Source organism: Thiovibrio sp. JS02, assembly GCF_053485635.1.
Genome location: NZ_CM130715.1, coordinates 1,221,291 through 1,247,936, shown reverse-complemented (window position 1 = coordinate 1,247,936; position 26,646 = coordinate 1,221,291). Strand labels below are relative to the sequence as shown.

Sequence of the window (26,646 nt, the reverse complement as noted above, 5' to 3'; positions counted from 1 at the left end):
CCGGAAAAAGCCCTGCCCTGCCGGCCATCAGTTGGGCAGTTCATCCCCCAGCACCTCCACCCTGATGGCGCAGAGTTTATACTCGGGCGTTCTGGAAAGCCGGTCCAGGGCGTCCAGGGTCAGGAAATTGACCAATGCTTCCAGGTGATTATAGGTCGTGAAAATGGTACCCTGCTGGGTGCGGTCCGTCACCATGGCCCGCATCTTCACGGAGCCGCGGCGCGAGGTGAGCCTGAGCCAGCATTTGTCGGTAATCCCCAAGCGGGCGGCATCCTCCGGATGCACCTCGGCAAAGCATTCGGGGCTGATCTCGTCGATCTCCCTGGTCTTGCCGGTCATGCTGCTGAAGTTGTAACGCGCCAGGTCGCGACCGGTGGTGAAGAGCATCGGGTACTCTTCATCCGGCAGCTCAATGGGCGGAATATAATCCTCGGGAATGAAAAGCCCCTTGCCCCGGGTGAATTTTTCCGTATGCAGAACCGGGGTGCCGGGATGATCCTCGGTGGGCACCGGCCACTGCAGACCGACCTTTTCCAGGCGCGCATAGGTGATGCCGGCATACTGGGGCAAAAGCTGGCGGATCTCGTTGAAGATATCCTCCGGCGAATCGTACTCCATCTCATAGCCCATCTTCCTGGAGAGCTCGCAGAAGATCTTCCAGTCCGGCTTGGCCTCGCCAGGCGGCTCAACCGCCTTGCGGATCCGCTGCACCCGGCGCTCGGTGTTGGCAAACGTACCGTCCTTTTCGGCAAAACAGGCAGCAGGCAGGACAACGTCGGCCATCTTCGCGGTATCGGTGAGGAAGATATCCTGAACCACCAGAAAATCGACCTTTTCCAGGGCAGACTGCACATGGGCGATGTTGGCGTCGGCGACCGCGGGGTCTTCGCCGAAGATGTAAAGGCCGTGGATGTCGCCCTTGAAGATGTTCTCCCACACCTCGGTGGCCGGCTTGCCAGGCCTGCGGGGGAGCTTGATCTTCCAGACCTTTTCATAGCGGTCGAAAAGATCATCGTTCTCAAGGCCCCCGTACCCGGGCAGGGTGTTGAAAAGCGCGCCCATGTCGCAGGCGCCCTGCACGTTGTTCTGGCCGCGCAGCGGATTACAGCCGCCGCCCTCCACGCCGACCTTGCCGCAGAGCATGGCCAGGTTGGCGATGCTCTTCACCCGGTCCGTGCCGGTGACGTAATGGGTAATGCCCATGCCGTGAAAAATGGCGTGTCTGCCGTCCGCGGCATACATCCGGGCGGCAAGACGCAATTGCTCTTCAGGGATGCCGGTGATCTTTTCCACCTGATCCGGCGTGTATTTCCGAACCAGCCGTTGCAGTTCGTCAAAATCCTCGGTCCGTTCCTCGACGAACTTTTTGTTCCAGAGGTTTTCCTCAAGAATGATCTGCATCATGCCGTTCAAGAAGGCAACGTCGGTGCCGGGCAGGATCCGCAACCAGAGATCGGCCCGCTCGGCCAGCCTGGTCCTGCGGGGGTCCACGACGATCAGCTTCGCACCCCGGTCAATGGCCTGGTGGATGCGCATGCCGATGGTCGGATGGCTGGTGTCCGGATTCGAACCGATCATCAGGAAAAGATCGGTCTTGGTTGTATCCGCAATGGAGTTGGTCATTGCGCCGCTGCCGAAGGTGAGGGCCAAACTGGCCACCGTGGGAGCGTGTCAGAGTCGGGCACAGTGATCGATATTGTTGGTTCCGATCGCCGTCCGCATGAATTTCTGCATCAGATAGTTTTCTTCGTTGCTGGCCCGGGCGCAGGAGAATCCGGCAATGGAATCGGGGCCATACATGGACTTGAGGTCAAAAAACCTTTTCGCCACGGTGTTCAGTGCGTCTTCCCAGCTCGACTCCACCAGCTGGCCGCCCCGGCGGATCAGGGGCTTGGTGAGCCGCTCCTTGTGCTGGACGAAGTTGTGGGCAAAGCGGCCCTTTACGCAGAGGGCGCCGTAGTTCGGAGCAAGCTCCGGCTCGGAGGTGACCTCCATCAGGGTATTGCCCTTCACCTTGAGCAGCATCTGGCAGCCGGCGCCACAGTACGGACAGGTCGTGCGAACCTGGCGCATCTCCTCGTTGACCACGGGCACCAGCGCATCCTTCTTGTTCAAGGCGCCGGTGGAACAGTTGTCCACGCATTCGCCGCAGGATACGCAGTTCTCCTTGAATCTGAAGCGCAGGCCGGTGGGTCTGCCCTTGCCGTCGCTGCCTTCCGCCGTCAACTCCAGGGCATTGTAGTTGCAGCTGTTCAGGCAGCGCTTGCAGTAGATGCACTTGTTGAGATCCACCTGGATGGTGGGATGATTCAGCTGCACCGGATAGACCGGCTTGGTTCCCATGCCGGTCTTGTTGGGATCGAGGCCGAAATCCAGGGCCAGTTCCTTGAAATCACAGCGTTCATAGGCCCGGCAGCCGCAGGAGAGGCAACGATTCGCCTCGGTGCGGGCCATCTGCTCGGAAAAGCCCAGCTTCACCTCGCCGAAATCCTGGATTGCGATCTGGGGAGGACGGGTGGGCATTTTTTCGCGCAGCTTGATGTTGATCCCTTCGAAGTTGCGCAGATCGACCTCATCAAAGGATTTGCCTCGACTGAAGTTGAAGCGGTTTTCACTCGCGGTCCGGTTGGCGCCCATCACCTGGGCATGGATGTTTTCCGCGGCCCGGCGCGCCGCCACCACCGCCTGGATGACCGAACGCGGGCCGCTGGTCACGTCGCCGGCGGCATAGATGCCCGGATGATTGGTGAGCGAGGTGCGTGGATTGGCTTTGACATTGAATTTCTGGGTAAGCTCAAGCGTGGCCTCCAGCTCGCCGCCGGCGAATTTTTCCTTGCAGGCGGAAAGACCCTGGGCAACGATGACGGTATCCACCTTGATGTTGACGGTGGAGCCCGGGATGGCCACGGGGTAACGGATCCCTTTGTCATCGGGCTCCCCGAGCTTGGTGCGGATCAGCTCCACGTGGATGCCGTTTTCGGTGTCGACGAAATTCACCGGCGCCGCCATGAGGAGGAATTGCACCCCTTCCTTCTCCGCGGCCTGGATATTGCGCTGGTTGGCGGGCATTTCGGTCTGGGCCCGGGGATAGATGATGGTCACCTCTCCCACCCCTTTCCGCAACAGGGAGCGGGCCACTTCCATGGCGATATTGTTGCCGCCGAACACCACGGCGGACCTGCCGTAACTGCCCTGCCTGCCCTCGCTCATGTCCTTCAAAAATTTCGTGGCGGGAATGACCTTGGGCAGGGCGCAGCCGGGGATATCGAGGCTCTCGTCCACCGGTGTGCCGGTGGCGATGAGAATGGCCTCATAGCCCTGATCCTTCAGGGACTGGAGGGTGAAATCCTCGCCCCATCGCTGATTGAGACGGACGCTGATTCCCATGCGCAGGATGGCGCTGATCTCGTAGTCAAGCACCTCATGGGGAATCTTGTAGGCGGGAATACCGTAGCGCAGCATGCCGCCCAGCTTGGGCGCCGCCTCGAACACCGTCACATCGTGGCCCTGACGGGCAAGATAATAGGCGCCGGTAAGGCCGGACGGCCCGCCGCCGATGACGGCGATCCTTTTGCCGGTCGCCGGGTCGCGGGGGATGCGCAGATCGATCTTGTGCGCCATGCACCAGTCGGCGACAAAACGCTTCAGGTGATTGATGGAGACCGGCTCGTCAATGAGGATCCTGCGGCAACGGGTTTCGCAGAACCTCGGGCAGACCCGGCCCACGGAAAAAGGAAAGGGGTTGCGCTCCATGACCAGGCGCAGGGCCTCTTCGTACTGGCCCTTTGCCACATGGGCGATATAACCCTGCACGTTGATCTGCCCGGGGCAGGTGAGGTTGCAGGGCGCCTTGCAGTCGCCGAAATGGGTCTCCATCAGGAGGGCAAGCCGCTCCTTGCGCTGGACTTCGAGGTTCTTGGACTTGGTGCTGATGCGCATCCCTTCGCTGATCGGGGTGACGCAGGAACGCACCGGCGTCTCAAGTCCTTCAACCTCGACGATACACAACCCGCAAGGGATATCGGAAGTGCGGCCCTTCAGATGGCAGAGGGTGGGGATATGGATCTCCGCCCTCTTTGCCGCCTCAAGGATGCTGATACCTTCCTGGGCAACAATTTCTAAGCCGTTGATTTTTATATTCATTGCTTGAATAAATCGCTCAAGTTGCTCTTTAAAAGTTTACTCTGCCCCGAGGCATACAACAGAGGGCGGCTTGTGCAACCGCCCTCACCGGTGGGCTGGTCCACCACTTACGCGGCAGGCTTCCATTCCTTCAGGAAAGCGGGCAGATGCCCGGCTTCACGGGGACCGATGGTGATGGTCCAGCCGGCCAGCTCTTCCTCAAGCTCGCCCTTCATGGAGGCCAGATAGCCCGGAATGATGAGCTCGCGGTGCTTGACCTTGGCCTCGATCCCGGATTTCTTCATGAACTGGGCGATCATGTCGGCGCCGAACTTGCCAGCCGCCCAGGCGGTCAGGACGGAAAGGCCCTCGGTATCCTTGATCAAAAGCCAGGAGGGCACCTTGCTTCCCTCGATCTCGCCGGAAACGATGAAATAGGTGAGGGAGAAGTTGCAGGTGATGAGCACCGGCGAATTCTCGCCGGGGCCGTTGATGCTGTAAACGTCTTCCTGGACCACCATGGGCCGCTGCGGATCGGTGAAGATGTTGAGCCGCTCAAGAAGCAGGGGAAAGAGCACGTCGCCCTGCAGGTCGGAGAGCACCACGATGCCTGCGTACTTGGCAATGAGCACCGAGGCGACCATGGCTTCCATCAACGGATCATCGGTGATCTCGCAGGGAAAGGTGATGGTGGAAAAACCCAGGGGCTTGAATTTTGCCTTGATGGCGGAGCGCCGGGCCAGGATGCTGTCCTCAAAGGCCGCCTTGACGGTGCGGGCGCCGGTGTCGACCATGAGATCCTTGAGCCCTGCCGCCAGCAGCTTCTCGGAGATGGCCACGGTGTCATCAACGTTCTTGCCTTTCACGGCAAGAGGGCACTGGCTGTCCTTGGCCACGGCGGCCATGGCCTCGGCATTGTCGGCGGTCGCGCCGTAGAGCAACGGCTTGCGCTCTCCGCAGGCAGCGGCACCGGCCTTCAAGGTCTCGGCATTGTCGGAGATGAGAATGATGCCGGCGTCAGGAGCGTTGTCGAGCACCTTCTTGACCAGAGCGGTGAAGGCGGCGTCATCGCCCTTGCCGTCCTTGATGGCGATCAGGTCCGCCTTCAGCAGCACGCCGACGCGCTCATAACGCAGGGATTTAAAACGGCTGATCCGACCGTCCACCTCGGCTGCCGCCATCCCGGTGGAAACCAGCACGGCAATGCCGGTGGGATTTTCAAAACGCTTCTCATGGCGAAACAGGCAGGTCTCGCCGCCGGTGGTGAAGGTGCTGTCACCGCCGCCGATTTTCACGGTGCGGATCGGCGGCGCCGAGGCCTCGCCGATCTGTTCCTTAACCTCGTCGCTCACGTACGGACATTCACCAATCTCGGTCTGTCCGGCAGCCACTTTCATGGCAAAGGCAAGACAGGTCGGTATGCCACACTCCCCACAGTTCTTCTTGGGAAGCATCTTGAGGATCTGAATACCTGTTAAAGCCATCTGTAGTCCCTCCCGTATATCGAAAACTCAAATTGATAAAAGTCAAATCAGTTGCGAAAAACCGCCTCAGACCACGGCTTCCATTTCCAGAGCCGGATGGCCTACCTTTTTCATGAAGGCGAGGATTTCCTCTTCGGTGGTCCCGTTCTCCTCGGTGGCGATCATATCGTAAAACTCAGGCATGCCGATTTCCTTGCAACGCTCCATGAGTTTGTCCTTGATCTCTTCCTTCATCATCTTGGGCAGCCAGACGATGCGCTTCAGGCCGCCCTCGGCCAGGAACAGCTTCTGGCTGGTCATGAAGTGCTTGGAAACGCCCATGAAGCCGGGGGTCTGCGCGCCCCCGCCGGCCATACCGGCCAGGGTGGTGAACTTCATCCCGGAAGGAGTCATGCCCATATAGTCGCGGTTGACAACCATGATGCCGTTACACTGGGGCAGCATGGCGGCAATGGCCTCGAAACATCCGCAGGCGGTCATCGGGCTGTTCATCAGGGAGTAACAGGCCAGCTCGGTGACGGCGCCACGGGAGGCCTGGGAAACAAAATCGTTGATCCCCTTGAAGACCCCCAGCTTCTCGTCCAGGCAATCGCCCTTCTGGATCGGCTGGTTGGGGCCGGTGGGGTTGATCTGGAAGGAGGCCTTGCCGTCCAGCCAGTTGTAGGCGCCGCACATGCCGATGCGCTCAGGGGTGATCACGCAGACGTGGCTGGGCGCAAAGGACTGGCAGAGGGTACAGGAGTAGAAAACCTCCTCGGTTTCGTCGGTCATGGAGCCGAGGCGTTCGTCACGTTCCGCATAGACCTTGCGGGCCAGTTCCTGCACCTCTTCCACCTTGGCGGGATCGGTGTAGATCTTGACCTGGATCTTGTCGACAATGGCACCGAATTCCTGATGCAGCTTGCCGTGCAGCACCTTGCCGATATGGGTGAGGGAGAAGCCCTTCTCCACCGCGCCCTTACCGATACGGACCCACATGATGTTCCGCTGGCCCATGTGCATGATGCCCTGGATGTAGTTGATCAGGTGGTGGAACTGGCGTTCGAGAATCGGTTCGAAATCCGACTGCATCTCGCGGCCGGCAACCTCGACGAGAATGCCCAGGGGCAGGTTCTGGCCCTGCTTGATATCCTTGATGTCCGGCCCTTCGATGGTGACCTTGCCGTCCTCGACCTCGGTCATATCCTTGGAAACAAGGACCTCCACCGCCGAAGTCCGACCGCCCCCGCATTCCATGAAGAGATCGTCCTTGCGGATACGCTCTCCTTCGAAGGCCGGGCCGAAGGACATGGGGATATCGATCTTGGTGACGTTGACCTTGAGGCCCCGGACCTCGATGGCCTTCTGGACGATCTCCTGGTGGGGCACCTGGCTGACCACGTGCTCGTAGGTGCAGATGCCGGTGGGCAGCACCTGGGGGATATCGTAGTCGGAGATGGTCGGGAATCCCCAGTTGATGGCGCCGGCGGCGTTGGCGTACCATTCATCCGAGACAGGCCCGAAGGCCATGACGAAGGCAAAGGTCCTGTCCTTGTTGTAGATCAGGTTGCCCCGGTAATCACCGGGTTTGATGCCGCCGAAGGCCATGGCCACGCGACAGGCAAAACCGATGGCGAAAACCGCCGAGGTATAGGACTTGCCAAAGGGGACCAGACGGGTGTTCCAGCCGACCTGCACCTTGTTTTGCACCAGCCGTTCGGCCATGTTGGTGCCGTTGGTCTGGTCATGCATGAAGATGTAGAGGTTCTTCTCCTGCAGCTCCAGGGCGATCCTGGCGGCGACCTCGTTGTCGTCCGGAGTGCCCATGATCGCGGCAAAGCCCGGGGCGGTACCGTCAACGAATTCCACGCCGCGCTTCCGGAAGATAACGTCGTCGGCAGCACCCAGCCAGATGTTGTCGGCAAGGGGATCTTCGGTCTTGGTATAGAAGTTGGGGCTCTCCAGGTAACGGATGGCCTCGAACATCTCCTCGGCAAAAAAGGTGGCCATGCCGGCGTCGAGGGCCGGGGCGAGATACGGCAGCCAGAGGTTTTCGCTCACCAGCTCCGGCAACAGTTTGCGGCATTCCTTGAAGATGTCCTTCATGTCGCCCAGGTTTTGCACCTTGGCGCCCAGCATGCTGTAAATAACCGGCAGAAAATAGGCGGTGTTCGGGAAGGAAACCTCCTGCTCGGGGCCATACTTCTTGATGGCCTCCTCGAACTTCGCCTCCGCCATATCCACTATCTTGTGTGCCCCGCGGATGGCGGCTGAACAGATGATTTTAGACATTTGCTTTCTCCTCGTATCGTTAAGAGGATTAAAGGACTCTCGCTTGGCGAGGATGAAGCCGGGCTCTGTTCCCGACCGCCATCTGATCCCTTAACCCTTTTTTATCCCATGAGCCCGGTGATCAGTGACTTGGTCAAGGCAACGGCGCGCGGATGACGCATGATCATCAGTTCGCCGCCGGCCATCAGCATGCAGGAAGCGGTGATCGCTTCCATGAGAATGCCGCGCCGTTCCTGGTCGCCGATCATCTCGTCGGACGGCAGGCGGCATTCTTTGGCCTTCCACACCTCGCGACCCAGGTTGCAGATAAAGGGTACCTGCAGCTTCTCGTCCTTCTGGGTCAGTGCCGCCAGGCGAATGCGCTCCATGACCGAATAGGTGTACTCGATACCGTAGCCGAGGGCGCCGATGGAGGGATCGATCAGCACGGTGTCCAGAGAGACGCCGAGATTCTCAAGAAGAATATTCAGCTGCTTGGCAAGGTTCACGTCGATGGGCGAGGCGGCGACCACCGGATACTGGAAAGCCATGGCCGTGGCGCCGATGGAGCGGTAGTTGGCGTCGGAAAGCGGAGCCAGGCAGACCTTTTTGTCGCCGATGAGCGAGGTGATCTCGCGCAGGGTCTCGGTGTCCTTTTCGCCATTGCCGCAGCCCCAGACAATGACCGGGACCTCGACGCTCTTGATGACCTCGGCCGCAACCTTGGCGGCCTCGGCAGAGGGCCGATTCATGCCGTTGGGATCGGTGCTCACCATGGAGATACAGATGGATTCTGCATTGTAGGCTTTCACGCACTTCTGGGCCCAGGAAACGGGATTGTCGAAGACATCCTGGTAATGGCGAGCCAGGGAATCAGGCCACTCGTCCGGCTTCACATCGAGGACGTCAAAGGCGATCAGGGGCTTGTTGGGCATGGCGCCCTCGAAGAGCTGATAGGGAAGCGTATTGGCGCCGCCGACCTTGATATTGCCGAGGGCGGTCTCGCGGATGGCGCCGGTGTATGCCTGCTTGTAGGCACTCTCCGGCACTTTGCCGGCGCGCTCGACCAAGGTGGTCTTTTCGGCGGCAAGGGCTGCGGCGCCGACATCACCTGCGGCAGCAGGTGCGGCAGCGACGGCGGCAGCAGGTGCCTTCTTGGCAGCCTCAGCCTTTTTCGTCTCTTCGGCAGCTTTCGCCTCAGCGGCAGCCTTGGCCTCAGCCGCCTTCTTGGCTTCCCCGGCAGCTTTTGCCTCGGCAGCAGCCTTGGCCTCGGCAGCCTTCCTGGCCTCTTCCGCTGCCTTGGCCTCGGCGGCTTTCTTCGCCTCTTCAGCCTCTTTGTTTACCGCGGGAGCGGCAGGCGCTGCGGCAGCAGGCGCGGCAGGTCTGGCTGCCGGTGTCGGTGCGGCAGCGGGAGCAGCGGCAGGAGCGGCGGCAGCCGGTTCACGCTTCAGAATCGCCTCTGCCCCGGCGAATTTAGACAGTGCATCAAATTGATCGTCCGACAAGCCAAAGGCCTTTTTCAGCGCTTCAAGGCCAAGACGTACAGACTCCAGCGCCATTTGACGTTCTTTTTCGTTCATCTCATCCTCTCCTGCTTCCTCAATTTCAATCCTTGCCTGGCCAACGCCGGCGGTGACACTGCCCTCTCCGGCACCGGCGGTGCGAAGTCGAACAGCCTCAGCCCGGGCTGCGGCGATAATCTTTTCTGCCTCTGCCTTTGCGGCTGCCAGGACAGTATCACTTTCCTTCTCTCCGGCCACGGCTCCACGCACTTCGATGGCGGCTGCCCGGACCGGGGCGGCGGCAACGGCATCATCCGCAAAGACGGGCCGTTTGGCAAGACCAGCCCGGCTGACGATCTCCGGCACCGCGCTTTCCCACTCGATGGCCATGACATGCACACCGGCAACGCCTTTGATCTCGCGCACCTGTTTGATGATATCCACGCAGATGTTGATGCCCTCGTCTTCCTTGTCCTTGGCGCCCTGCATCCGCCGGATCACCTCGTCGGGCACATCCATGCCCGGCACGAAGTTTTTCATGTAGCGGGCCATGCCCACGGACTTTGGCGGGGTCACGCCGGCCAGGATGTACACCTTCTCGGCAAGACCAAGCTCCCGCACCGCTTCCATGAACCTGGCGAACCGGTCAACGTTGTAGATGATCTGGGTCTGCACGAAGTCCGCGCCGTTTGCGACCTTCTTGGCGAGCCTGGCGGCACGGAACTGCTCGGAAGGACCGGCAAAGGGGTTGGCGGCCGCACCGAGAAACAATTTCGGCTCATGGCTCTTGATCACCTCTCCGCACTGAAACTGCCTGCCGTCCCGCATGGTCTTCATCATGCCCAAGAGCTGGATGGAATCCATGTCGAAGACTCCCTTGGAGCCTGGGTGGTTGCCGAACTTCTGATGGTCGCCGGTGAGGCAGAGCAGGTTTTTCAGCCCCAGGGCGGTGGCGCCCAGGATGTCGCTCTGCATGCCGATCCGGTTGCGGTCGCGGCAGGTCATCTGGATGACCGGCTCAACCCCTTCGGAAAGGGTCAGCAAGCCGGCACTGATGCTGGACATGCGGACAATGGCGGTCTGACAGTCGGTAATGTTTACCGCGTCAACGTTCCCCTTGAGCAGGCGGGCCTTCTCCCGAACCACCTCGGCATTGCCGCTCTTGGGCGGGCCGAGTTCGCCGGTGACCGCAAACTCTCCTGATTGTAAGATCCGTTCTAAACGGCTTCCCGATTTCATCGGTATCTGATCCTTATCCTTGATTCTTGCTTAAAAAAACGACGTCTTCTCACCAGTGATCAGGAAGCGCTCGGCCCATGGCAACCGACATCCTTCAAGCCGCCGCCGGTGCCGAGATCACGACGCATATCCATGTCAAAGAGAACACGCTCTTTCTTCTTGTTGATGCCAAGAGCATCACGCTTCGCCTCGATCTTTTCGATCATGATGCGGGCGATCTCCCTGGGATCCTCGGCCACGTTCCAGTGGGCGCCCACCTGGCCCATCAGGCCTTCGAGCAGGTATTTGTTGAAGGTCTTGGCACCGGTGGTGGGCAGGCTCTGGAAAACGACCTGCGCCCCGCTGGCCACGAAGTACTGGCCGATGGCCACGGCCTTCTCGCTCATCCAGAGGGGAGCGGTGCCGATGGCGGGCAGATCGGAAATATCGTCGCCCAGGCCGCCCTGGCGAACCATCTCGGTGGCGGCGATCAGGATACGGCTGTTGTCAACGCAGGAACCCATATGGAGAACCGGCGGCATACCCACGGTCTCGCAGACCTCGCGCAGGGAATCTCCGCAGAAGCGGGCCGCTTCCGGATTGACCAGGCCGGCCCTGCCCAGGGAGGTGGCGGCGCAACCGGTGGCAAGAACGAGAATGTTGTTCTTGATCAGCTCCCGGGCGATAATCTCGTGGGTGTCGTCCGCCAGCTTGAAGTTGTCGCAGCCGACAATGGCGGCAACACCCCGAATCCGGCCGTTGATGATGTTGTCGTTCAAGGGTCGGTAGCTGGCGCGGAAACGGCCGCCCAGCATGTAGTTGATGGTTTCGTGGGAGAAACCGACCACCACGTCGAGCTTGGTTTCCTTGGGGATATAAAACTTGCCCCGCTTCTTGAAGTTCATGATGGCTTTGGTGAGGATCCTCTTGGCGGATTCCAGAGCCTCGTGTTCCTCGAACTGGATGTGTACGCCGCCGGGCATCTTGGCCCGGTAGTTGGTGGTGATGATATCGGTGTGGAAGCTCTTGGCCACATCGGCGACCGCCTGCATGACGCACTGGACATCCACCACCATCGCCTCCACCGCGCCGGTGGAGAGGACGATTTCCTGCTGGACGAAACCGGCGGCCACCGGAATGCCGCGGCGCATGAGGATCTCGTTGCCGGTACAGCAGACGCCGGCCAGATTGATGCCCTTGGCGCCCTGTTTTTTGGCAAGCTCGATCATGTCCGGCTCCTGGGCGGCGATGCAGAGCGCCTCGGCCAGGAGCGGTTCGTGGCCGTGCACGGTGATGTTGACCTGATCGGCCTTCAGAACCCCGAGGTCAACCATGGCGCGCCGCGGCACCGGCGTACCGAACATGATGTCGGTCAACTCGGTGGAGAGCATGGAAGAGCCCCAGCCGTCGGAAAGGGCGCAACGGGAGGCCTGGAGCATGATGTTCTCATAATCCTGGTCCACGCCCATGTGGGTGCGGTGCATCATCTCCACCACCTCGCGGTCGATGCCGCGGGGGGCGATGCCGAGCTTCTTCCAGAGGGCCTGCCGTTTCGGGGTGGCCCGCTTCAGCATGGAAAGCGGCTCGTTGTCCTGCTTGCCGAATTCGGCAAGCGCCTTTTCACCCAGCTCAACGGCTATCTCGTTGACCTCGCGTCCTTCGGTGACAATACCGAAAACCTCGGCCAGTTTCTTCAATTTGTCCTCATCTTTGATCTGGTGCGGGCCATGGCCCTTTGCGGTCTCGATGAAACCGCGGACCATCTCCCTGGCGTGATCGGTGTGGGCGGCGGAACCGGCAGCCACGGTGCGGGCGAAGTTTCTGGCGGCCACGGTGTCGGCGGTGGCGCCGCAGATACCTACCATCTCCTCGACGCCGTCGATGATCTGGCAGGGCCCCATATTGCAGTTCCGGCAACAGGTGCCGCCGGAGCCGAAGAGACAGGCCGACATGCCGCGGGATTTGACGCGGTCGTAAGCGGTCTTGACGTTCTTTGCTATATCTTGAGAGAGAACTTGTTTTGTGGAGGCGCAGGTGATATCGGTACAGCCTTCACATCCGTTTCGTTTGATCGCCATCTTTTGTCCTCAGTATCTTGGGGTTCGCCAGGTAACAGAAAAGCAAATCCTTTCTGACTACTTTCAAATCAAGCCGGCAGCCTGCTTCGCCGCCTGCACGGTGTTCTTCATCAGCATGGTGATGGTCATCGGACCAACGCCGCCGGGAACCGGAGTAATAAAGGAGGCCTTTTCCTTGACCGCCTCAAAATCGACGTCACCGGCGAGAATGGCCTTCCCTTCCGCGGTCATGCCGATCCGGTTCACGCCGACATCGATGATCACGACGCCGTCCTTGACCATGTCGGCGGTGATCATCTTGGGGACGCCCACGGCGGCGATGATGATATCGGCGCGGCGGCAGTGGGCCGCCATATCCTTGGTGCGGGTGTGACAGATGGTGACGGTGGAGTTGCCGGCCTTGCGCTTCTGCAGCATCAGGTTGGCCATGGGCTTGCCGACGATGTTGCTGCGGCCGACCACGACCACCTCGGCGCCGCTGGTCTCAACGCCGCTGCGGGAGAGCAGTTCGAGGATGCCATGCGGGGTGCAGGGAAGAAAACACTGCTCGCCAAGCACCATTTTGCCGACGTTCACGGGATGGAAGCCGTCCACGTCCTTTACCGGATCAATGGCGTAAAGAACATTGGTTTCATTGATATGCTTGGGCAGGGGCAACTGCACGAGAATGCCGTTGACCTTGGGATCCTTGTTGTATTTGTCAACCAGGGCAAGGAGATCCTTTTCGCTGGTGTCGGCGGGCAGGGTCACCTGTTCGGAGAAGATGCCGAGTGCGTGCGCGGTCTTGTTCTTGGCGGTTACGTATGACTGGGAGGCGGGATCCTCGCCGACAAGAATCGTCACCAGGCCGGGAACGACATTGTGTTTATCCTTGAGTTCCGCGACTTCAACCTTCAACTCCTCACGGATGGCTTTGGCAACCTCGGTCCCGCTGATAATTTTGGCACTCATTTATTTTCTCCTTAATATCGAAAAGTTGTAGAGATCTATTAAGTTCTTATGCACCTGAGAAAACACACGATCCCCTTGCCTCCCCCCTCCCGGAAAAACCCCATAGGGCAGAGCGGAAAGGCGGTTATAAGGATTGAGAGTCAACAAAACTACCCAATAAAACAGGACATTTCAATAGGTATATATACGTGCAAAAGCGCATATAATATATCTTTTCCGGGGGAAAAGAGAAGAAAAAAAAGCGCGGAAAGGACCGCGGAGGGAAAAGCAGGGAAGAAAAACCGCGACGAGCCGTTCAGGCCGGCTTCCTGACCCGCTCGTTGGCCAGTTTGACGATGATGTTGTTGGCCTGATTCAAGCGGTTCACCACGGTCTTGAAAAGATGGCCTGCCACATCGGGATACTTCTCGATGACCTCGTGCAGTTTGTCACCGGGGAACCGTTTCACCTTGGAGCGCCCCTTGGAGGTGATGGAGGCGGAGCGCGGCTCCCCGGAGATGGCGCTCATCTCGCCAAAGTATTCTCCGGGTTCGGTGATCTCGGCGATCTTCTTGCCGTCCTTCACCACCGAGACCGCGCCGGTGACCAGCTTGAAGAAATCGCAATCGTTGTTGTTCTGGCGGATGATGAAGTCGCCGTCGTTGTACTCCTCGATGTCGGGATGCACCAGATAGGCCGGCAGGCTTTCCTCGGTGATGACCGTGCGCCGCAGCACCTCCTCGATGCTGGTCACCCCCTCGATGATCTTCTTCACCCCGGCCCGCCGCAAGGGAGTCATCCCCTCCTGGGTGGCGATCTTGCGGAGCTGATCCTCGGGCACCTCGGCGCTGATCGCCTTGGCGACCTCATCGGTGATCTCCATCAGCTCAAAGAGACCGACCCGACCCTTGTAGCCGCCGCCGTTGCATTTGGGGCAGCCCTTGGGGCCGTAGATGACGAAATCCCGTCCAAAATCCTTTTCCTGAAAGCCCATGGCGATCAATTCTTCCCTGGGCGGCATCTCAACCTGCTCTTTGCAGTGAGGGCAAAGCTTTCTGGCCAGGCGCTGGGAAAGAACCATGGTGACGGCCGAGGCCAGCATGAAGGGCGGAATGCCAATATCCACCAGACGGCCGATGGTGGCGGGACAGTCGTTGGTGTGCAGGGTGGAAAAAACCAGATGGCCGGTCATCGCCGCTTTAATGGCGATCTCGGCCGTTTCCATGTCGCGGATCTCGCCGACCATGATGATGTCCGGATCCTGGCGGAGGAAGGCCTTGAGGGCGGCGGCAAAGGTCATGCCGACGTCCTTGTTGACGTTGACCTGATTGATGCCCTTGAAGTTGAACTCGACCGGGTCTTCAGCGGTCAGAATCTTGGTGTCCTCGCTGTTCAGGGAGTTCAGGGTCGAGTAGAGGGTTACCGTCTTGCCGCTGCCGGTGGGGCCGGTGACGAGGAGCAAGCCCTGCGGTCGGCTGATGCAGCGTTTGAGGGTTTCAAAGGTCTTCTCCTCAAAACCGAGCTTGGTGAGATCGACGTTGAGGCTTGATTTGTCGAGGATACGCAGGACGATGGACTCGCCAAACAGGGTGGGCAGCGAGGAGACCCGAAAATCAACGGCCCGGCTTCTGCCCAGCTTGATGCGGATACGCCCGTCCTGGGGCACCCGGCGCTCGGTGATGTCGAGCTGCGACATGATCTTGAGCCGCGAGTTGAGCGCGTTTTTGATGGAAAGCGGCAGGTTCATGGACTTGTAGAGGGTGCCGTCGATGCGGTAGCGAACCTGCAGGGATTTCTCGTAGGGTTCGATGTGGATATCGCTCACCCCGTCGTTCACCGCCTTGACCAGGATGCCGTTCACCAGCTTGATGATGGGCGCATCCGAGGCCGAATACTGGTCGGCTGAGGCCTCATCGCCAAAGGACTCAATCTCCATGCCCTCCGCCGCCTCGGAAGCCAGGGCGCCGAAGTCGTCGATCTGGGTGACCTTCTCCTCCTCCTCGACGGCGCCGCCGCCGTCGGCGGCTATCAATTCCTGATATTCCTCATCGCTGATCTGGAAAAAGGTCCTGTAGGCCTCGACAATATCTTTTTCCGTGGCCACGCAAACGGTAAGGGGCATCTTGACCGCGGCCTGCAGATTCTCCACCGCCCCGGTGTCGGTCGGCTCCACCATGGCGATCTGCAGGGTTTTGCCGATCTGCCGCAAGGGGAACGCAAGATACTTCTTGGCGGTCTCGTACGGCATGAGCTTCAGCACTTCCGGCTTTGGTGGTTCACGGCTGATGAACACCGGCTGGTAGTTGTGCATCCGGCTCAGGAAGTTGAGAATGGTCGATTCTTCGATATGCCCCAGGCGCAACAGGATGCTGCTCAACCTGCCGCCCTTCTTTTTCTGGATGGCCAGGGCTTCGTCAAGCTGATTGCTGCTGATCTGACCGGCCTTGCGGAGAAGCTCGCCGATTTTGATTTTGCCGGCGCCGGACTGATCCTTTACCGTGGCTCGCAGGTTTGATTTACTGTCTGGTTGCGCCATATCCGAAGGAGCGGTTTTACCCTGTTGAATGGAAAAGAAAGCGAAGAAAATTCGCGTGATAATGTACTAATTAATACTACATCTTCTTTTGATCTGACAAGCAGATCTGAACCCGGGGACAAAAAAAGGGCCGCGGGAAAATCCCGCTGCCCTTGGCATCGAATACCCATTACGGATGGACGTTGGGAAAGGCCCTTGACCTCGCCGGCCTCCACATCAACGGTCGCCATGCTCCCACCCCTGGAAACGATTACGCTTTTCCTGCCTGCACCGCCAAAAAAACACTGGCCAAAAGACGTGCGTCCTTTGGCCAGTGCGGAATGCCATGCTGTGTAAACGATTATTATACCCAAAGGGGCAAAGGGTTCGCTTGAGCAGCCTGGCTGCCCACCCCAGGGTTAGAACAGTCCTGAAACCTTGCCTGTTTCCGGGTCGACATCGATACGGCGGAAGGCCGGATTCGAGCTGGTGCCGGGCATCAGGCTGATCGTGCCCGCACAGGGGCAGAGGAACTTGGCCCCGGAATAAATCAGCACGTCGCGCACCGGCAACCGCCATCCCTTGGGCACGCCCTTGAGGGTCGGATCATGGCTCAGGCTCAGGTGGCTCTTGACCATCATGGTGGCATAGTCGGCATACTGGGGATCGTTCTCCAGCATCTTGGCCTTGGCCAGCGCCTCGGGAGACCAATCGACACCGTCGCCGCCGTATACTTCCTTGGTGATCATCTCAACCCGGTCGCGCAGTTTCATCTCCAGCGGATAGAGGAACTTGAAGTCGTTCTCTTCGTTGCAGGCGTCGATTACCGCGTCGGCGAACTCAAGAGCGCCGTCGCCGCCTTTTTCCCAATGCTTGGATTCGGCGCAACGGGCACCGGCAGCCTCGGCGATCCGGCGCACGACCTTGCACTCCTCATCGGTGTCGGTATAGAAGCGGTTGATGCAGACCACCGGATTGATGCCGGCCTTGCGGATGACATTGATCAGGTGAACCATGTTCTCGCAGCCCTTCTCCACCAGGGCGATGTTCTCCTTGGTGTACGCGTCATCCAGCGGCTTGCCGGGCACGACCTTGGGGCCGCCGCCGTGCATCTTGAGGGCGCGGATGGTGGCGGTGAGAACGGAGACATGCGGCTTGAGGCCGGAATAGCGGCATTTCACGTTCCAGAATTTCTCAAAGCCGATGTCGGCGGCAAAACCGGACTCGGTGATGTTGTAATCAAAGAGTTTCAGGGCAACCCGGTCGGCGATGATGGAAGACTGGCCGACGGCGATGTTGGCGAAAGGTCCGGCGTGGACCAGGCAGGGGTTGTACTCGGCGGTGCACATCAGGGTGGGGTTGATGGTGTTGCGCATGAAGGCGGCCATGGCGTTGCCGACTTCCAGATCGCGGCAGGTAACCGGTTTGCCGCTCTTGTCAAAGGCCACGGTGATGTTGTTGATCCGTTCCTTCAAATCCGCCAGATCGGTGGCGATGGAGAGGATGGCCATGAGTTCCGAACCCACGGCGATGCCGAATTTGGACTGCATGGTAAAACCGTCCGTGCGGCCGCCGAGGCCGATGACGATATTCCGCAGCGCCTGGGCACAGAAGTCGATGATCCAGCCGAATTCAACCCTGGTGGGGTCGATGTCGAGCCGCCGCATGCCGGTGAGGCGGGCCAGCTGCTCATCGTTGTAGTTCCGCTCGTGCTGCATACGGGCGGTCAGGGCGACCATGCCCAGATTGTGGGCGTTCATGATGTCGTTGATGTCGCCGGTGAGCCCCAGGGAGAACTCGGTCATCGGGATCAAAAGGGAGTTGCCGCCGCCTGCCGCAGTGCCCTTGACATTCATGGTCGGGCCGCCGGAAGGCTGGCGCAGGGCGCCGCCGACATTCTTGCCGCGTTTGCCCAGGCCTTCCATCAGGCCGCAGGAAGTGGTGGACTTCCCTTCGCCAAGAGGCGTCGGGGTAATCGCGGTAACCTCGATGTACTTGCCATCCGGCTTGTTTTTAAGACGATTGATGATTTTCAGAAAATCAAGCTTGGCCAACCGGCCCATGGGGAGAATTTCGTCTTTCTCAAGTCCCAATCTGTCCCGCCACTCCTCAGGGGTGGGCATGTTCTTTTCGGCAGCCTCGGAAATCTGCCAGTCTGCCATATTCACCGCATCAAAAGCCATTTCTTTCTCCTTCTTCTAAATTAGTGATTTAAAAAAAATCATCGTATCCATCGTATTCTGGCCGGACCGCTCACGCGACCGGAATAACGGCTGTCCGCCTCAGACAAGGGTCCGGCTCAATTCGCCGAACTGCGCAGGGTAAAGGCGGCCGAATTCATGCGCCAGCGGAATCATCACCTCACGCATGGAGGGCTCCGCGTTTTTCGGGGTGCGCAGCTTGAAGATATGCAGCCACTCGAGCAGATTGGCAAAAACAATGATTTCCGTCTTGCAGGAATTGGGCAACACGGTGCGCGCCGCCTGGGGAGACGCGCTCTTCAGAAGTTCGAGATAAATTTTTTCCGTCTCCAGCATGGCCTGTTCCCAGAGCTGATACTCCCTGCTTCCTTCCGTGAAGAACATGGGCCTGATAAAGGTGACTTCGTTGCCGAACTTGTCATCGGCATAACGGCAGTAGCGCTGGCTTTCCTGGAGGAAGGAGCAGGGGCGATGCCGGACAATCTCATGGGTGACGGCCCGGTTGGTGACGAAGCGCACGGCGACATGACGGTGCTTGGCCAGAAGGTCGGCGGAAAGCTGATCCACCTCGGCCAGGGTGAGTTTTTCCACGATGACGCCGGCTTGCGGCAGCCAACCATGCCTGGGGGCAAGGTCATGAAAAAAGAGCGGATAGCGGCTGCCCAGGAAACCGGCGATGGCCTTGATCAGCTTGACGCCGCCCGAATCCCGGTAGAGTTCCCGAAAAGCCCGGACCGTGCCGGTGAGAAGCAGGCTTTTTTTCTCAAGGCGGTCGAACTGGATGAACTTCGGAATCACATTGAGGAACTGGGTGACCAGCGACTCGCTGTCCACCTCCACCCGCAGGCTCAGAGCCGCCATCTCCATGACCGAATTGTGGCCGTGCTTGATGATGCCGCGCACAAAGGGCTCGGCAGAGTCTTCGCTGATCTTGTCCTCGGATTTGTAGCAGAGCCGGCCGCATGCCTCGATGCGGGTCGCCATGCTCTGGCGGTCCAACTCTTCAAGTATGGTGAATGAAGCGGGAATTACCTTCATGCTGTTTCCTTTTCAGAGTGAGCCCTGTTACGAGCAGCTGCATTTGCACTGGCTGCCGCCGACCTTGCCTTTGTGTTCGCTCTGCCAGAAGGGGGACATTTCCCGCAGCTGGGCAATGATCGGCGGCAACTTCTCCAGCACAAAGTCCACATCCTCCTCAGTGTTGTAGATGCTGAGGCTCAAGCGGATGGAACCGTGCGCCGCCGTAAAGGGGACGCCCATGGCCCGCATGACATGCGAGGGTTCGAGCGAACCGGAAGTACAGGCGGAACCGGAGGAAGCGCAGATCCCGTAACGATCAAGATGGAGCAGGATGGCCTCCCCTTCCACGTATTCAAAACTGATATTGGTGGTATTGGGCAGGCGCAGGGTCTTGTGGCCGTTGAGCAGCGAATTGGGAACGCTGGCCAGCAGGCCATCTTCCAGTTTGTCCCGCAGGGCCTTGACCCTGGTATTCTCATCAGCCATGTTCCTGCCTGCCAGCTCGCAAGCCTTGCCCAGGCCGACGATGGAGGCGACGTTTTCGGTGCCTCCCCTCCGGCCATGCTCCTGGTGCCCACCGATCAGGAAAGGAACAAATGGCGTTCCTTTACGGACATAGAGAACACCTACTCCCTTGGCCGCATGTAATTTATGACCGGAAAGAGAGAGGAAATCAATGGGTACTTGTGACAGGTCAATGGGAATTTTTCCGACCGCCTGCACGGCGTCGGTGTGAAAGAGGATGCCCCGGCTCTTGGCGATCTCGGCCATTTCCTTGATGGGAAAGAGTACGCCGGTCTCGTTGTTCGCCCACATCACGCTGACAATGGCTGTCTCGTCATCCAGGCTGTTTTCATAGAGGGCCAGGTCGAGGGTGCCGTCGCTGTTCACCGGCAGCTGGGTGACCCGGTGCTTGTGGCCGGTGAGCTTGTCGAGATTTTCGCAAAGATTTTTCACCGCCGGATGCTCCACCCGGGTGGTGACGATATGCCGCTTTTCCGGAGACGACTGGAGCGCGGAGAGAATGGCGGTGGAATCGGACTCGGTGCCGCAGCTGGTGAAAAGCAGTTCGTCGGGCTGCGCGCCGAGCAGGGCGGCGATCTTCTCCCTCGCCTCCCGGACCCTTCTGCCCACCTGACCGCCGAAGCTGTGCATGCTGGAAGGATTGCCGTAGAGCTCGGAAAAGAAGGGGAGCATCGTTTCAAGCACCTCCGGAGCGACCCGGGTGGTGGCGTTGTTGTCCATGTAGACGACCTTGGTCATCATTTTTCCTCCTCGACGATGAGGGTTTCAAGAACCTGTTCCCGCAGCTTCTTTTCCACGTATTCCTTGAGGGTGGTCTGCGACTTCTTGCAGGTGCCGCAGGCCCCGCGCAGGGAAACGATGACAAAGTCGCCGTCCACATCGACCAGCTCGATGTCGCCGCCGTCCTTGCGCAGGTTCGGCCTCACCTCCCGCTCCAGAACCTCTTCGATGAGCTTGATCTTCTGGATGTTGGTCAGGCGCGAAGGGCGCTTGTCGGGGATGATCTGCTGCACCTCGTGCCGCGCTTCCCGCAGAAGCGCCTCCAGTCGGTCGTGACACTTGCCGCAGCCACCGCCGGCCTTGGTGAAGTTGGTGATCTCCTCGACGGAGCGAAGATTGCTCTCGGCAATGGCCCGCTTCACTTCGAGGTCCGTGACCCCGAAGCACTCGCAGACCACCTCTCCCTCCGCCATGGGCAGAGGGATCCCCCGATAATGGGCGATGGCCGACTCAAGGGCCTCGCGGCCCATGACCGAGCAGTGCATTTTTTCCTTGGGCAGTCCGCCGAGGTACTCGGCGATATCCTCATTGGTGACCTTCTCCGCCTCGTCCAGGGTCATGCCCTTGATCATTTCGGTGAGCGCCGAGGAGGAGGCGATGGCGCTGGCGCAGCCAAAGGTCTTGAACTGGGCGTCGGCGATTCTGCCGTTCTCGTCGAGCTTGAAGGTAAGCTTTAAGGCATCGCCGCAGGCCAGCGAACCGACCTCGCCGACGCCGTCGGCATTCTCGACCTCGCCGACATTTCTGGGGTTCATGAAGTGATCCCTGACCTTGTCCGTATATTCCCACATAGTGTTTTCTCCCGGCCTCCCTGGCGACGCAAGGCTCATCCGGCCCAAACCGGACAAACCAGCGGCAAGATCCGACCTCACGGCAATATGATTAAGTTGTAACCAGACTGAAGGTATTGATGGCTTCGCGGAAAAACGCTCTGCCATCGGTTTTCACATTGTTATGTCTTTGGTTCTCTGTTGCGGGCCTGTGACTTTTTTGGGGGTTTTGTTTTGCGAATCCGGCAAAGCACAACACGATCAAGAACTAGGCATCTTAATTTTTCAATATCCAAAAAGCAACAATTAATCCTGGCTGTTCCCGGCCTCCGCGCCCTCTCCTTCCCGGCCGTGCAGATGCTGCCAGATCTGGGCGGCAAGCTCAGATCCTATGCCCGGTACTTCCGCCAGTTCCTCGCGGCTTGCCGAGGCAATCCGTTTCAGGCTGCCGAGATTGGCAAGGAGGGCCTCCTTGCGCGCCTTGCCAACCCCGGGGATGGCATCAAGCCTGGAAAGCAGGTTTTTTTTCCTGCGCAGCCTGCGGTGCAGGGTGATGCCATAGCGGTGCGCCTCATCCCGGATCCGCATGAAAAAAAGGAGAACCGGCGAATGGCCGCCCAGGAGCAGAGGATTTTTCCGGCCGGGCCGGTATATCTTCTCCCCCTCCCCTTCCCGCTCCTTGGCAATACCGGCAAGCTCCACCCTGCCGTTCAAGTCCAGCCCGGCTACGACCTGCATGGCCATGCCGAGCTGCCCCTTGCCGCCGTCAACCAGAAAGAAATCCGGCAGATCATTTTCCGCAACTCCCCGGGCGAAGCGACGGCCGAGCACCTCGGCCATCATGGCATAATCATCCGGGCCCTCCACGGTGCGGATGGCATAATGGCGGTAGTGTCTGTGCGCCTTTTCCCCGGCCACAAAACATACCAGTGAGCCTACGGCATGCCGGCCGCCCAGGTTGGAGATATCCAGACACTCGATGCGTTCCGGGCTTTTGCCAAGATCGAGCGCTTTCGCCATGGCTTGCGCCAATGCCTGCCAGGTTTGACTTTTCTTGCTCCGTTCGGCAAAAACCTGATTGGCATTGGCCGCCGCCATTTCAAGAAGCCGCGTCTTGTCGCCACGCTTGGGAAAAAGAACGGCGACCGGACCCTGCCTCATCCCGGCCAACCAGTCGCCGAGAAGAGACGCATCCTCGATGGCAAAGGGGAGCAGGACTTCCCGGGGAAGATCCTGGCCGTCCTCCTCATAAAACCGCATCAGAACCTCGCCCAGCACCTCGGCATCGCTGCCCAGTGGTTCCGCCAGGAAAAAAGAACGCTGGCCGCGGATGATCCCCTTGCGGACAAAAAGGAGGGACACCGCAACGGAGGCACCCTGCCGGGCAAAACCGTAGATGTCCTGATCCCTGCCATGCTGGGCGACGATCTGCTGCTTTTCCAAGGTGCTGGTCAAGGATCTGATGCGGTCCCTGAGAGCCGCCGCCTCCTCAAAGCGCATCTCAATGGCCGCGCATTCCATCTGCGCGGAAAGCTCCTTGACAAGTTGCTGATTTTTGCCCTCAAGGAACAGAAGAATCTCGCGCACCATCTGCTGGTATTGTTCCCTCTCCACCATGCCGGCGCAGGGGGCAAGGCAGCGGCCCATCTGGAAATTGAGACAGGGTCTGGCCTTGGCCTTCAGGGTCGCCTCTTTGCAGCGGCGCAGGGGGAAGAGCGAGTTGAGATAGCGGATGGTTTCCCACATGGCCGCAGGAGAGGAAAAAGGGCCGAAATAGCGGGCCCCGTCCTTGACCCGCCGCCGGGTCATCACCAGCCTGGGCCACTCTTCCTGCACCGTCACTTTCAAGAGCGGATAACTCTTGTCGTCGCGGAGAATGACGTTGTACTTGGGCCGGTGCTGCTTGATCAGCGCGGACTCAAGGATCAGGGCCTCCTTTTCCGTATTGGTGACAATGGTCTCGATTAGGCGCACCTGGGAGAGCAGCATGGCGGTTTTGCCATGCTGGGCCTGATCGATGCGGGCGTAGGAGGAGAGCCGCTTGCGCAGCTCCCTGGCCTTGCCCACATACAGCACCTCGCCTGCCCGGCTCTTCATCAGATAAACCCCTGGCTGCAAGGGAACGGTGGGGAGGAATTCTTTGAAATCAAATGGGGGCATGATCGCTGTCATCCGGCGCTGTTCTCGTGGCGGATAGGCCAAGGACTTTGCGATATGACTACCCTTCCCGGGGAATTTTGTCAAACAGGAGTGGCGGCAGCATGGTGGCTACACAGATTGTCGTTCTGCCGCATCCCCGTATTCCCCAGTATTTTTTGGGGATTGCTTACGGGGTGGCATTCTGGTAACTACTTTGTCAGGTGTCAGGCAGGATCGTGAGCGAGGACTATCGGTATGGCAACTGAAAAGAGGGGCAAGGAAAAAGAAAATCTCCAGGAGCGGTTTGGAATTGACCTCAAAAACCAGGCTCCGTCCCCATTTTTCTCCCCAATCTTTTCGAAAAATAAGTATTATGTCCCCGGATTTCCCGAAAAATAAGTATTATGTCCCCGGATTTCCATGTCCCCGGATTTCCGGAATTCACCGGCTGGGATACCAAGGCGGCATATTTCCGAAATGGAGAACGGCAAGCGAACCATCGGCAAGGAAAACGCCAGAAAGATGGCCCGTGCCCTTGGCTGCGCCTATCGAGCCTTTCTCTGAAATTTTCCCAATCTTTTCGGGAAATAAGTATCATGTTCCCGGAATTCACCAGCGCACGTATCTTCAGAGAATTATATGACTAAAAACACATATAGCCAAAATATGGAATTTGAAGCTGAAGTAAGAAGGGTTGCAGAAGCAGTATGGAGCTTGAATCCCGGCGATTGTCAACCAAATCATTATGGCAACAACAACATAATAAATGAACTTGATGGAATTGCTCGTCTTCGAGACATTACTCACTTAATTATGGCAACAACTAGTACAAAATTGGATAAAGCGAAGTCAGATATTAAAAAACTAAATGCAGCAGAAAATATAGAACGGAAAAAATCGACTGCTGTTTCAAAATGGTTTATCACACAAAAACAACTAGACGCCCAACATATTGATATTGCAAGAAAAAACAATGTAACAGTTCTAACATTAGATCAATTCAGAAGAAGATTTTTTGATGGCAGAAAATACATTTCAAGACGCAACAATGCTCCTTTTGGCTCTGCTCGTGATCCGCTTGACAATACAACAACAATAAAAAACGATGCATACGTTCAATTGCCAATATACAAACAAGATTTTGTCAATGTTAGAAACAAGAAAGATTCTCACAAAGAATTGCGGGAAAAATTAGTAGATGTAAAATATATTGTAAATTTAATTTCAAAAGGACATATGGTAGTCCTCCTTGCACCATTTGGTGCAGGAAAAAGTTTGACAACAAGAGAAATATTCATTGACCTTTCAAATTCGTATCAAGCGGGAAGATCCAATGTGGCACCTATTTCACTGAATTTACGCGAACACTGGGGGCAGTCACTTAGTGATGAAATTCTCGAAAGACATGCACGTTCAATTGGGTATACCCCAAAAGAAGATTTAGTTATTGCATGGCGGTCTGGTATGTCTTGTTTGCTCTTAGATGGTTTCGATGAGGTGGCATCTCAATCTGTCATTAGAACAGACGATAAAAATTTCATGAAGGATGCTCGCCGGTCTGCCCTTGTTGGGGTTCGTGATTTTTTGACAAAAGTTCCGAGCGGGATCGGAGTTTTTGTCTGTGGCCGAGACCATTACTTTGACACAATTCAAGAGCTCGATCATTCTTTAGGAATTTCAGGTCGCGACTATACTCTTCTCAGACTTGATGAATTTACCGAAGATGGTGCTAATGAATTTTTACAACGAAACGGAATACATGAACCTCTACCGGATTGGCTACCCAGAAAGCCACTATTGCTATCATATCTTCTCCACCGTGAATTATTTCATGAAATTTTAAAAATAGATTCATCACGTGGTTTTGGATACGCTTGGGATAACTTCTTGACTCGCATAGCAGAACGTGAAGCATCTCTAGAATATGCCGTTATGGACCCCAATACTATCCGTGCCGTACTAGAGAGACTTGCATTCACAGTCAGAGCTAAGTCTTCTGGTTCTGGCCCAATCACGGGCATTGACTTATCTGAAGCATATTATGCTGAGACTTCGCAAAGTGCGGGTGAAGGTGTACTGGCACAGTTACAACGATTGCCGGGCCTAACCCAGCGGGAACAAGATCCAGGACTGCGTTCATTCGTAGATGAGGACATGTTATCTGCATTGCAGGGAAGCGCATTTTCTCGCCTAATTCTTGGACAATATCAAGGTGATCTAACAGTTCCTCTTTCACAATTATCGGAAAAAGCAATCGCCATGGCCACCTATCTTCTTAACAAGAATGACGTAAGCCTTGGCACCGTAATTTCTGTAGCGGAAAATTTAAATAATTCAACAACTGTCTCCAAAAACAGCAAGCAAATTATTGCTGACTGCATTGCTATCTCATTAAATATAGCAATAGACAAAGAAAAAAATCATATACATTTTCGAAACATTGTTATTGATTCAGCAAATTTTGGGGAATTAAATCTCGAAGATATTCAAGTAAGTGACTTGGTCTTTAAGAACTGCACAATAACTGAAATTGTTCTTGGCACTAAAGGGGCCAGTGGAAATGTCTATTTTACTGATTGTATTATCTCAAAAGTCTCTGGTGTGGCTGGCAATGAATATCTCCCAGAAAAAATGTTCGCAGATAATTGCACCATAGAAAATTTTGACAATATGGCAACCAATAATGCTGTTTTACAACTTGATATTCCGCCTCAAACCAAAGCACTCATGACTATTTTGCGAAAATTATATCAACAAGCGGGTAGAGGGCGGAAGTTTTCGGCATTACGTAGAGGAATTACGCAACCAGAAGTTCTGAGTTATATCGATAAAGTCATTGAAGTTCTTGAACGACACGGTTTTGTCTCAATTTTCAATAAAGTTATCCATCCTGTTCGCAAACAATCATCACGCGCAGGGAAAATTCTCGGGGCCCCAACTTTATGTGATGATCCTGTCGTATCCGAAGTGAATAACTTATAACACTTAGCGTTTTATCGGTTGTCCCGCCGTGCATCATATCTGGGACACATCATATCCCATCATATCCATCATATCCATCATATCCGCATCATATCCGGGGACATAATACCTATTTTCTTGCCAATCTTCT

At 57.3% G+C, this 26,646-nt stretch carries 14 protein-coding genes; 2 read left to right on the top strand and 12 right to left on the bottom strand.

Annotated features, from left to right (window positions below; all coding sequences use genetic code 11):
• Positions 1-27 precede the first annotated feature (27 nt).
• The 12 genes from fdhF to uvrC form a co-directional block, all read right to left on the bottom strand.
• On the bottom strand, positions 28-4,143 hold the full coding sequence (gene fdhF / locus ACUUL3_RS05865; protein ID WP_448555476.1) for a formate dehydrogenase subunit alpha: 4,116 nt from the start codon (positions 4,141-4,143) through the stop codon (positions 28-30).
• A 107-nt stretch (positions 4,144-4,250) separates the two neighbouring features.
• Positions 4,251-5,606, bottom strand: a complete 1,356-nt coding sequence (gene acsC, locus ACUUL3_RS05860; RefSeq protein ID WP_448555474.1) for an acetyl-CoA decarbonylase/synthase complex subunit gamma — start codon at positions 5,604-5,606, stop codon at positions 4,251-4,253.
• Between the two features lie 66 nt (positions 5,607-5,672).
• Positions 5,673-7,877, bottom strand: a complete 2,205-nt coding sequence (gene acsB / locus ACUUL3_RS05855; RefSeq protein ID WP_448555472.1) for an acetyl-CoA decarbonylase/synthase complex subunit alpha/beta — start codon at positions 7,875-7,877, stop codon at positions 5,673-5,675.
• 101 nt (positions 7,878-7,978) lie between these two features.
• Positions 7,979-10,597 (bottom strand): acetyl-CoA decarbonylase/synthase complex subunit delta, encoded by a 2,619-nt coding sequence (locus ACUUL3_RS05850; protein ID WP_448555470.1) that lies wholly within the window; start codon positions 10,595-10,597, stop codon positions 7,979-7,981.
• 59 nt (positions 10,598-10,656) lie between these two features.
• Entirely contained in the window at positions 10,657-12,654 is a 1,998-nt protein-coding gene (cooS, locus tag ACUUL3_RS05845; RefSeq protein ID WP_448555468.1) for an anaerobic carbon-monoxide dehydrogenase catalytic subunit, read from the bottom strand.
• A gap of 63 nt (positions 12,655-12,717) precedes the next feature.
• Entirely contained in the window at positions 12,718-13,605 is an 888-nt protein-coding gene (gene folD / locus ACUUL3_RS05840) for a bifunctional methylenetetrahydrofolate dehydrogenase/methenyltetrahydrofolate cyclohydrolase FolD (protein ID WP_448555466.1), read from the bottom strand.
• A 295-nt stretch (positions 13,606-13,900) separates the two neighbouring features.
• Positions 13,901-16,120: a type IV-A pilus assembly ATPase PilB gene (gene pilB / locus ACUUL3_RS05835; RefSeq protein ID WP_448555464.1), complete on the bottom strand. Its 2,220-nt coding sequence runs from the start codon at positions 16,118-16,120 to the stop codon at positions 13,901-13,903.
• 398 nt (positions 16,121-16,518) lie between these two features.
• Positions 16,519-18,282: a formate--tetrahydrofolate ligase gene (locus tag ACUUL3_RS05830; RefSeq protein ID WP_448555462.1), complete on the bottom strand. Its 1,764-nt coding sequence runs from the start codon at positions 18,280-18,282 to the stop codon at positions 16,519-16,521.
• A gap of 99 nt (positions 18,283-18,381) precedes the next feature.
• A complete protein-coding gene (locus tag ACUUL3_RS05825) occupies positions 18,382-19,338 on the bottom strand; it encodes an FAD-dependent thymidylate synthase (RefSeq protein ID WP_448555460.1) in 957 nt (318 codons plus the stop codon).
• 27 nt (positions 19,339-19,365) lie between these two features.
• Entirely contained in the window at positions 19,366-20,586 is a 1,221-nt protein-coding gene (gene nifS, locus ACUUL3_RS05820; RefSeq protein ID WP_448555458.1) for a cysteine desulfurase NifS, read from the bottom strand.
• On the bottom strand, positions 20,583-21,416 hold the full coding sequence (gene nifU, locus ACUUL3_RS05815) for a Fe-S cluster assembly protein NifU (protein WP_448555456.1): 834 nt from the start codon (positions 21,414-21,416) through the stop codon (positions 20,583-20,585). Before nifU ends, nifS begins: the two co-directional genes overlap by 4 nt.
• A gap of 285 nt (positions 21,417-21,701) precedes the next feature.
• The gene (gene uvrC / locus ACUUL3_RS05810) at positions 21,702-23,555 is read right to left on the bottom strand and encodes an excinuclease ABC subunit UvrC (protein WP_448555454.1); all 1,854 of its coding nucleotides are present in this window, start codon (positions 23,553-23,555) and stop codon (positions 21,702-21,704) included.
• A 399-nt stretch (positions 23,556-23,954) separates the two neighbouring features.
• Here uvrC and ACUUL3_RS05805 point away from each other — a divergent pair, with 399 nt between their 5' ends.
• Both ACUUL3_RS05805 and ACUUL3_RS05800 read left to right on the top strand, forming a co-directional pair.
• On the top strand, positions 23,955-24,098 hold the full coding sequence (locus ACUUL3_RS05805; protein WP_448555453.1) for a helix-turn-helix domain-containing protein: 144 nt from the start codon (positions 23,955-23,957) through the stop codon (positions 24,096-24,098).
• A gap of 75 nt (positions 24,099-24,173) precedes the next feature.
• Positions 24,174-26,516 (top strand): NACHT domain-containing protein, encoded by a 2,343-nt coding sequence (locus ACUUL3_RS05800; RefSeq protein ID WP_448555451.1) that lies wholly within the window; start codon positions 24,174-24,176, stop codon positions 26,514-26,516.
• Positions 26,517-26,646: the final 130 nt, after the last annotated feature.

Coding starts and splice junctions, on each gene's coding strand:
- acsC (WP_448555474.1), bottom strand. CDS start 5,606: ATGGCTTTAACAGGTATTCAGATCCTCAAGATGCTTCCCAAGAAGAAC.
- acsB (WP_448555472.1), bottom strand. CDS start 7,877: ATGTCTAAAATCATCTGTTCAGCCGCCATCCGCGGGGCACACAAGATA.
- ACUUL3_RS05850 (WP_448555470.1), bottom strand. CDS start 10,597: ATGAAATCGGGAAGCCGTTTAGAACGGATCTTACAATCAGGAGAGTTT.
- cooS (WP_448555468.1), bottom strand. CDS start 12,654: ATGGCGATCAAACGAAACGGATGTGAAGGCTGTACCGATATCACCTGC.
- folD (WP_448555466.1), bottom strand. CDS start 13,605: ATGAGTGCCAAAATTATCAGCGGGACCGAGGTTGCCAAAGCCATCCGT.
- pilB (WP_448555464.1), bottom strand. CDS start 16,120: ATGGCGCAACCAGACAGTAAATCAAACCTGCGAGCCACGGTAAAGGAT.
- ACUUL3_RS05830 (WP_448555462.1), bottom strand. CDS start 18,282: ATGGCTTTTGATGCGGTGAATATGGCAGACTGGCAGATTTCCGAGGCT.
- ACUUL3_RS05825 (WP_448555460.1), bottom strand. CDS start 19,338: ATGAAGGTAATTCCCGCTTCATTCACCATACTTGAAGAGTTGGACCGC.
- nifS (WP_448555458.1), bottom strand. CDS start 20,586: ATGATGACCAAGGTCGTCTACATGGACAACAACGCCACCACCCGGGTC.
- nifU (WP_448555456.1), bottom strand. CDS start 21,416: ATGTGGGAATATACGGACAAGGTCAGGGATCACTTCATGAACCCCAGA.
- uvrC (WP_448555454.1), bottom strand. CDS start 23,555: ATGCCCCCATTTGATTTCAAAGAATTCCTCCCCACCGTTCCCTTGCAG.
- ACUUL3_RS05805 (WP_448555453.1), top strand. CDS start 23,955: ATGTCCCCGGATTTCCGGAATTCACCGGCTGGGATACCAAGGCGGCAT.
- ACUUL3_RS05800 (WP_448555451.1), top strand. CDS start 24,174: ATGACTAAAAACACATATAGCCAAAATATGGAATTTGAAGCTGAAGTA.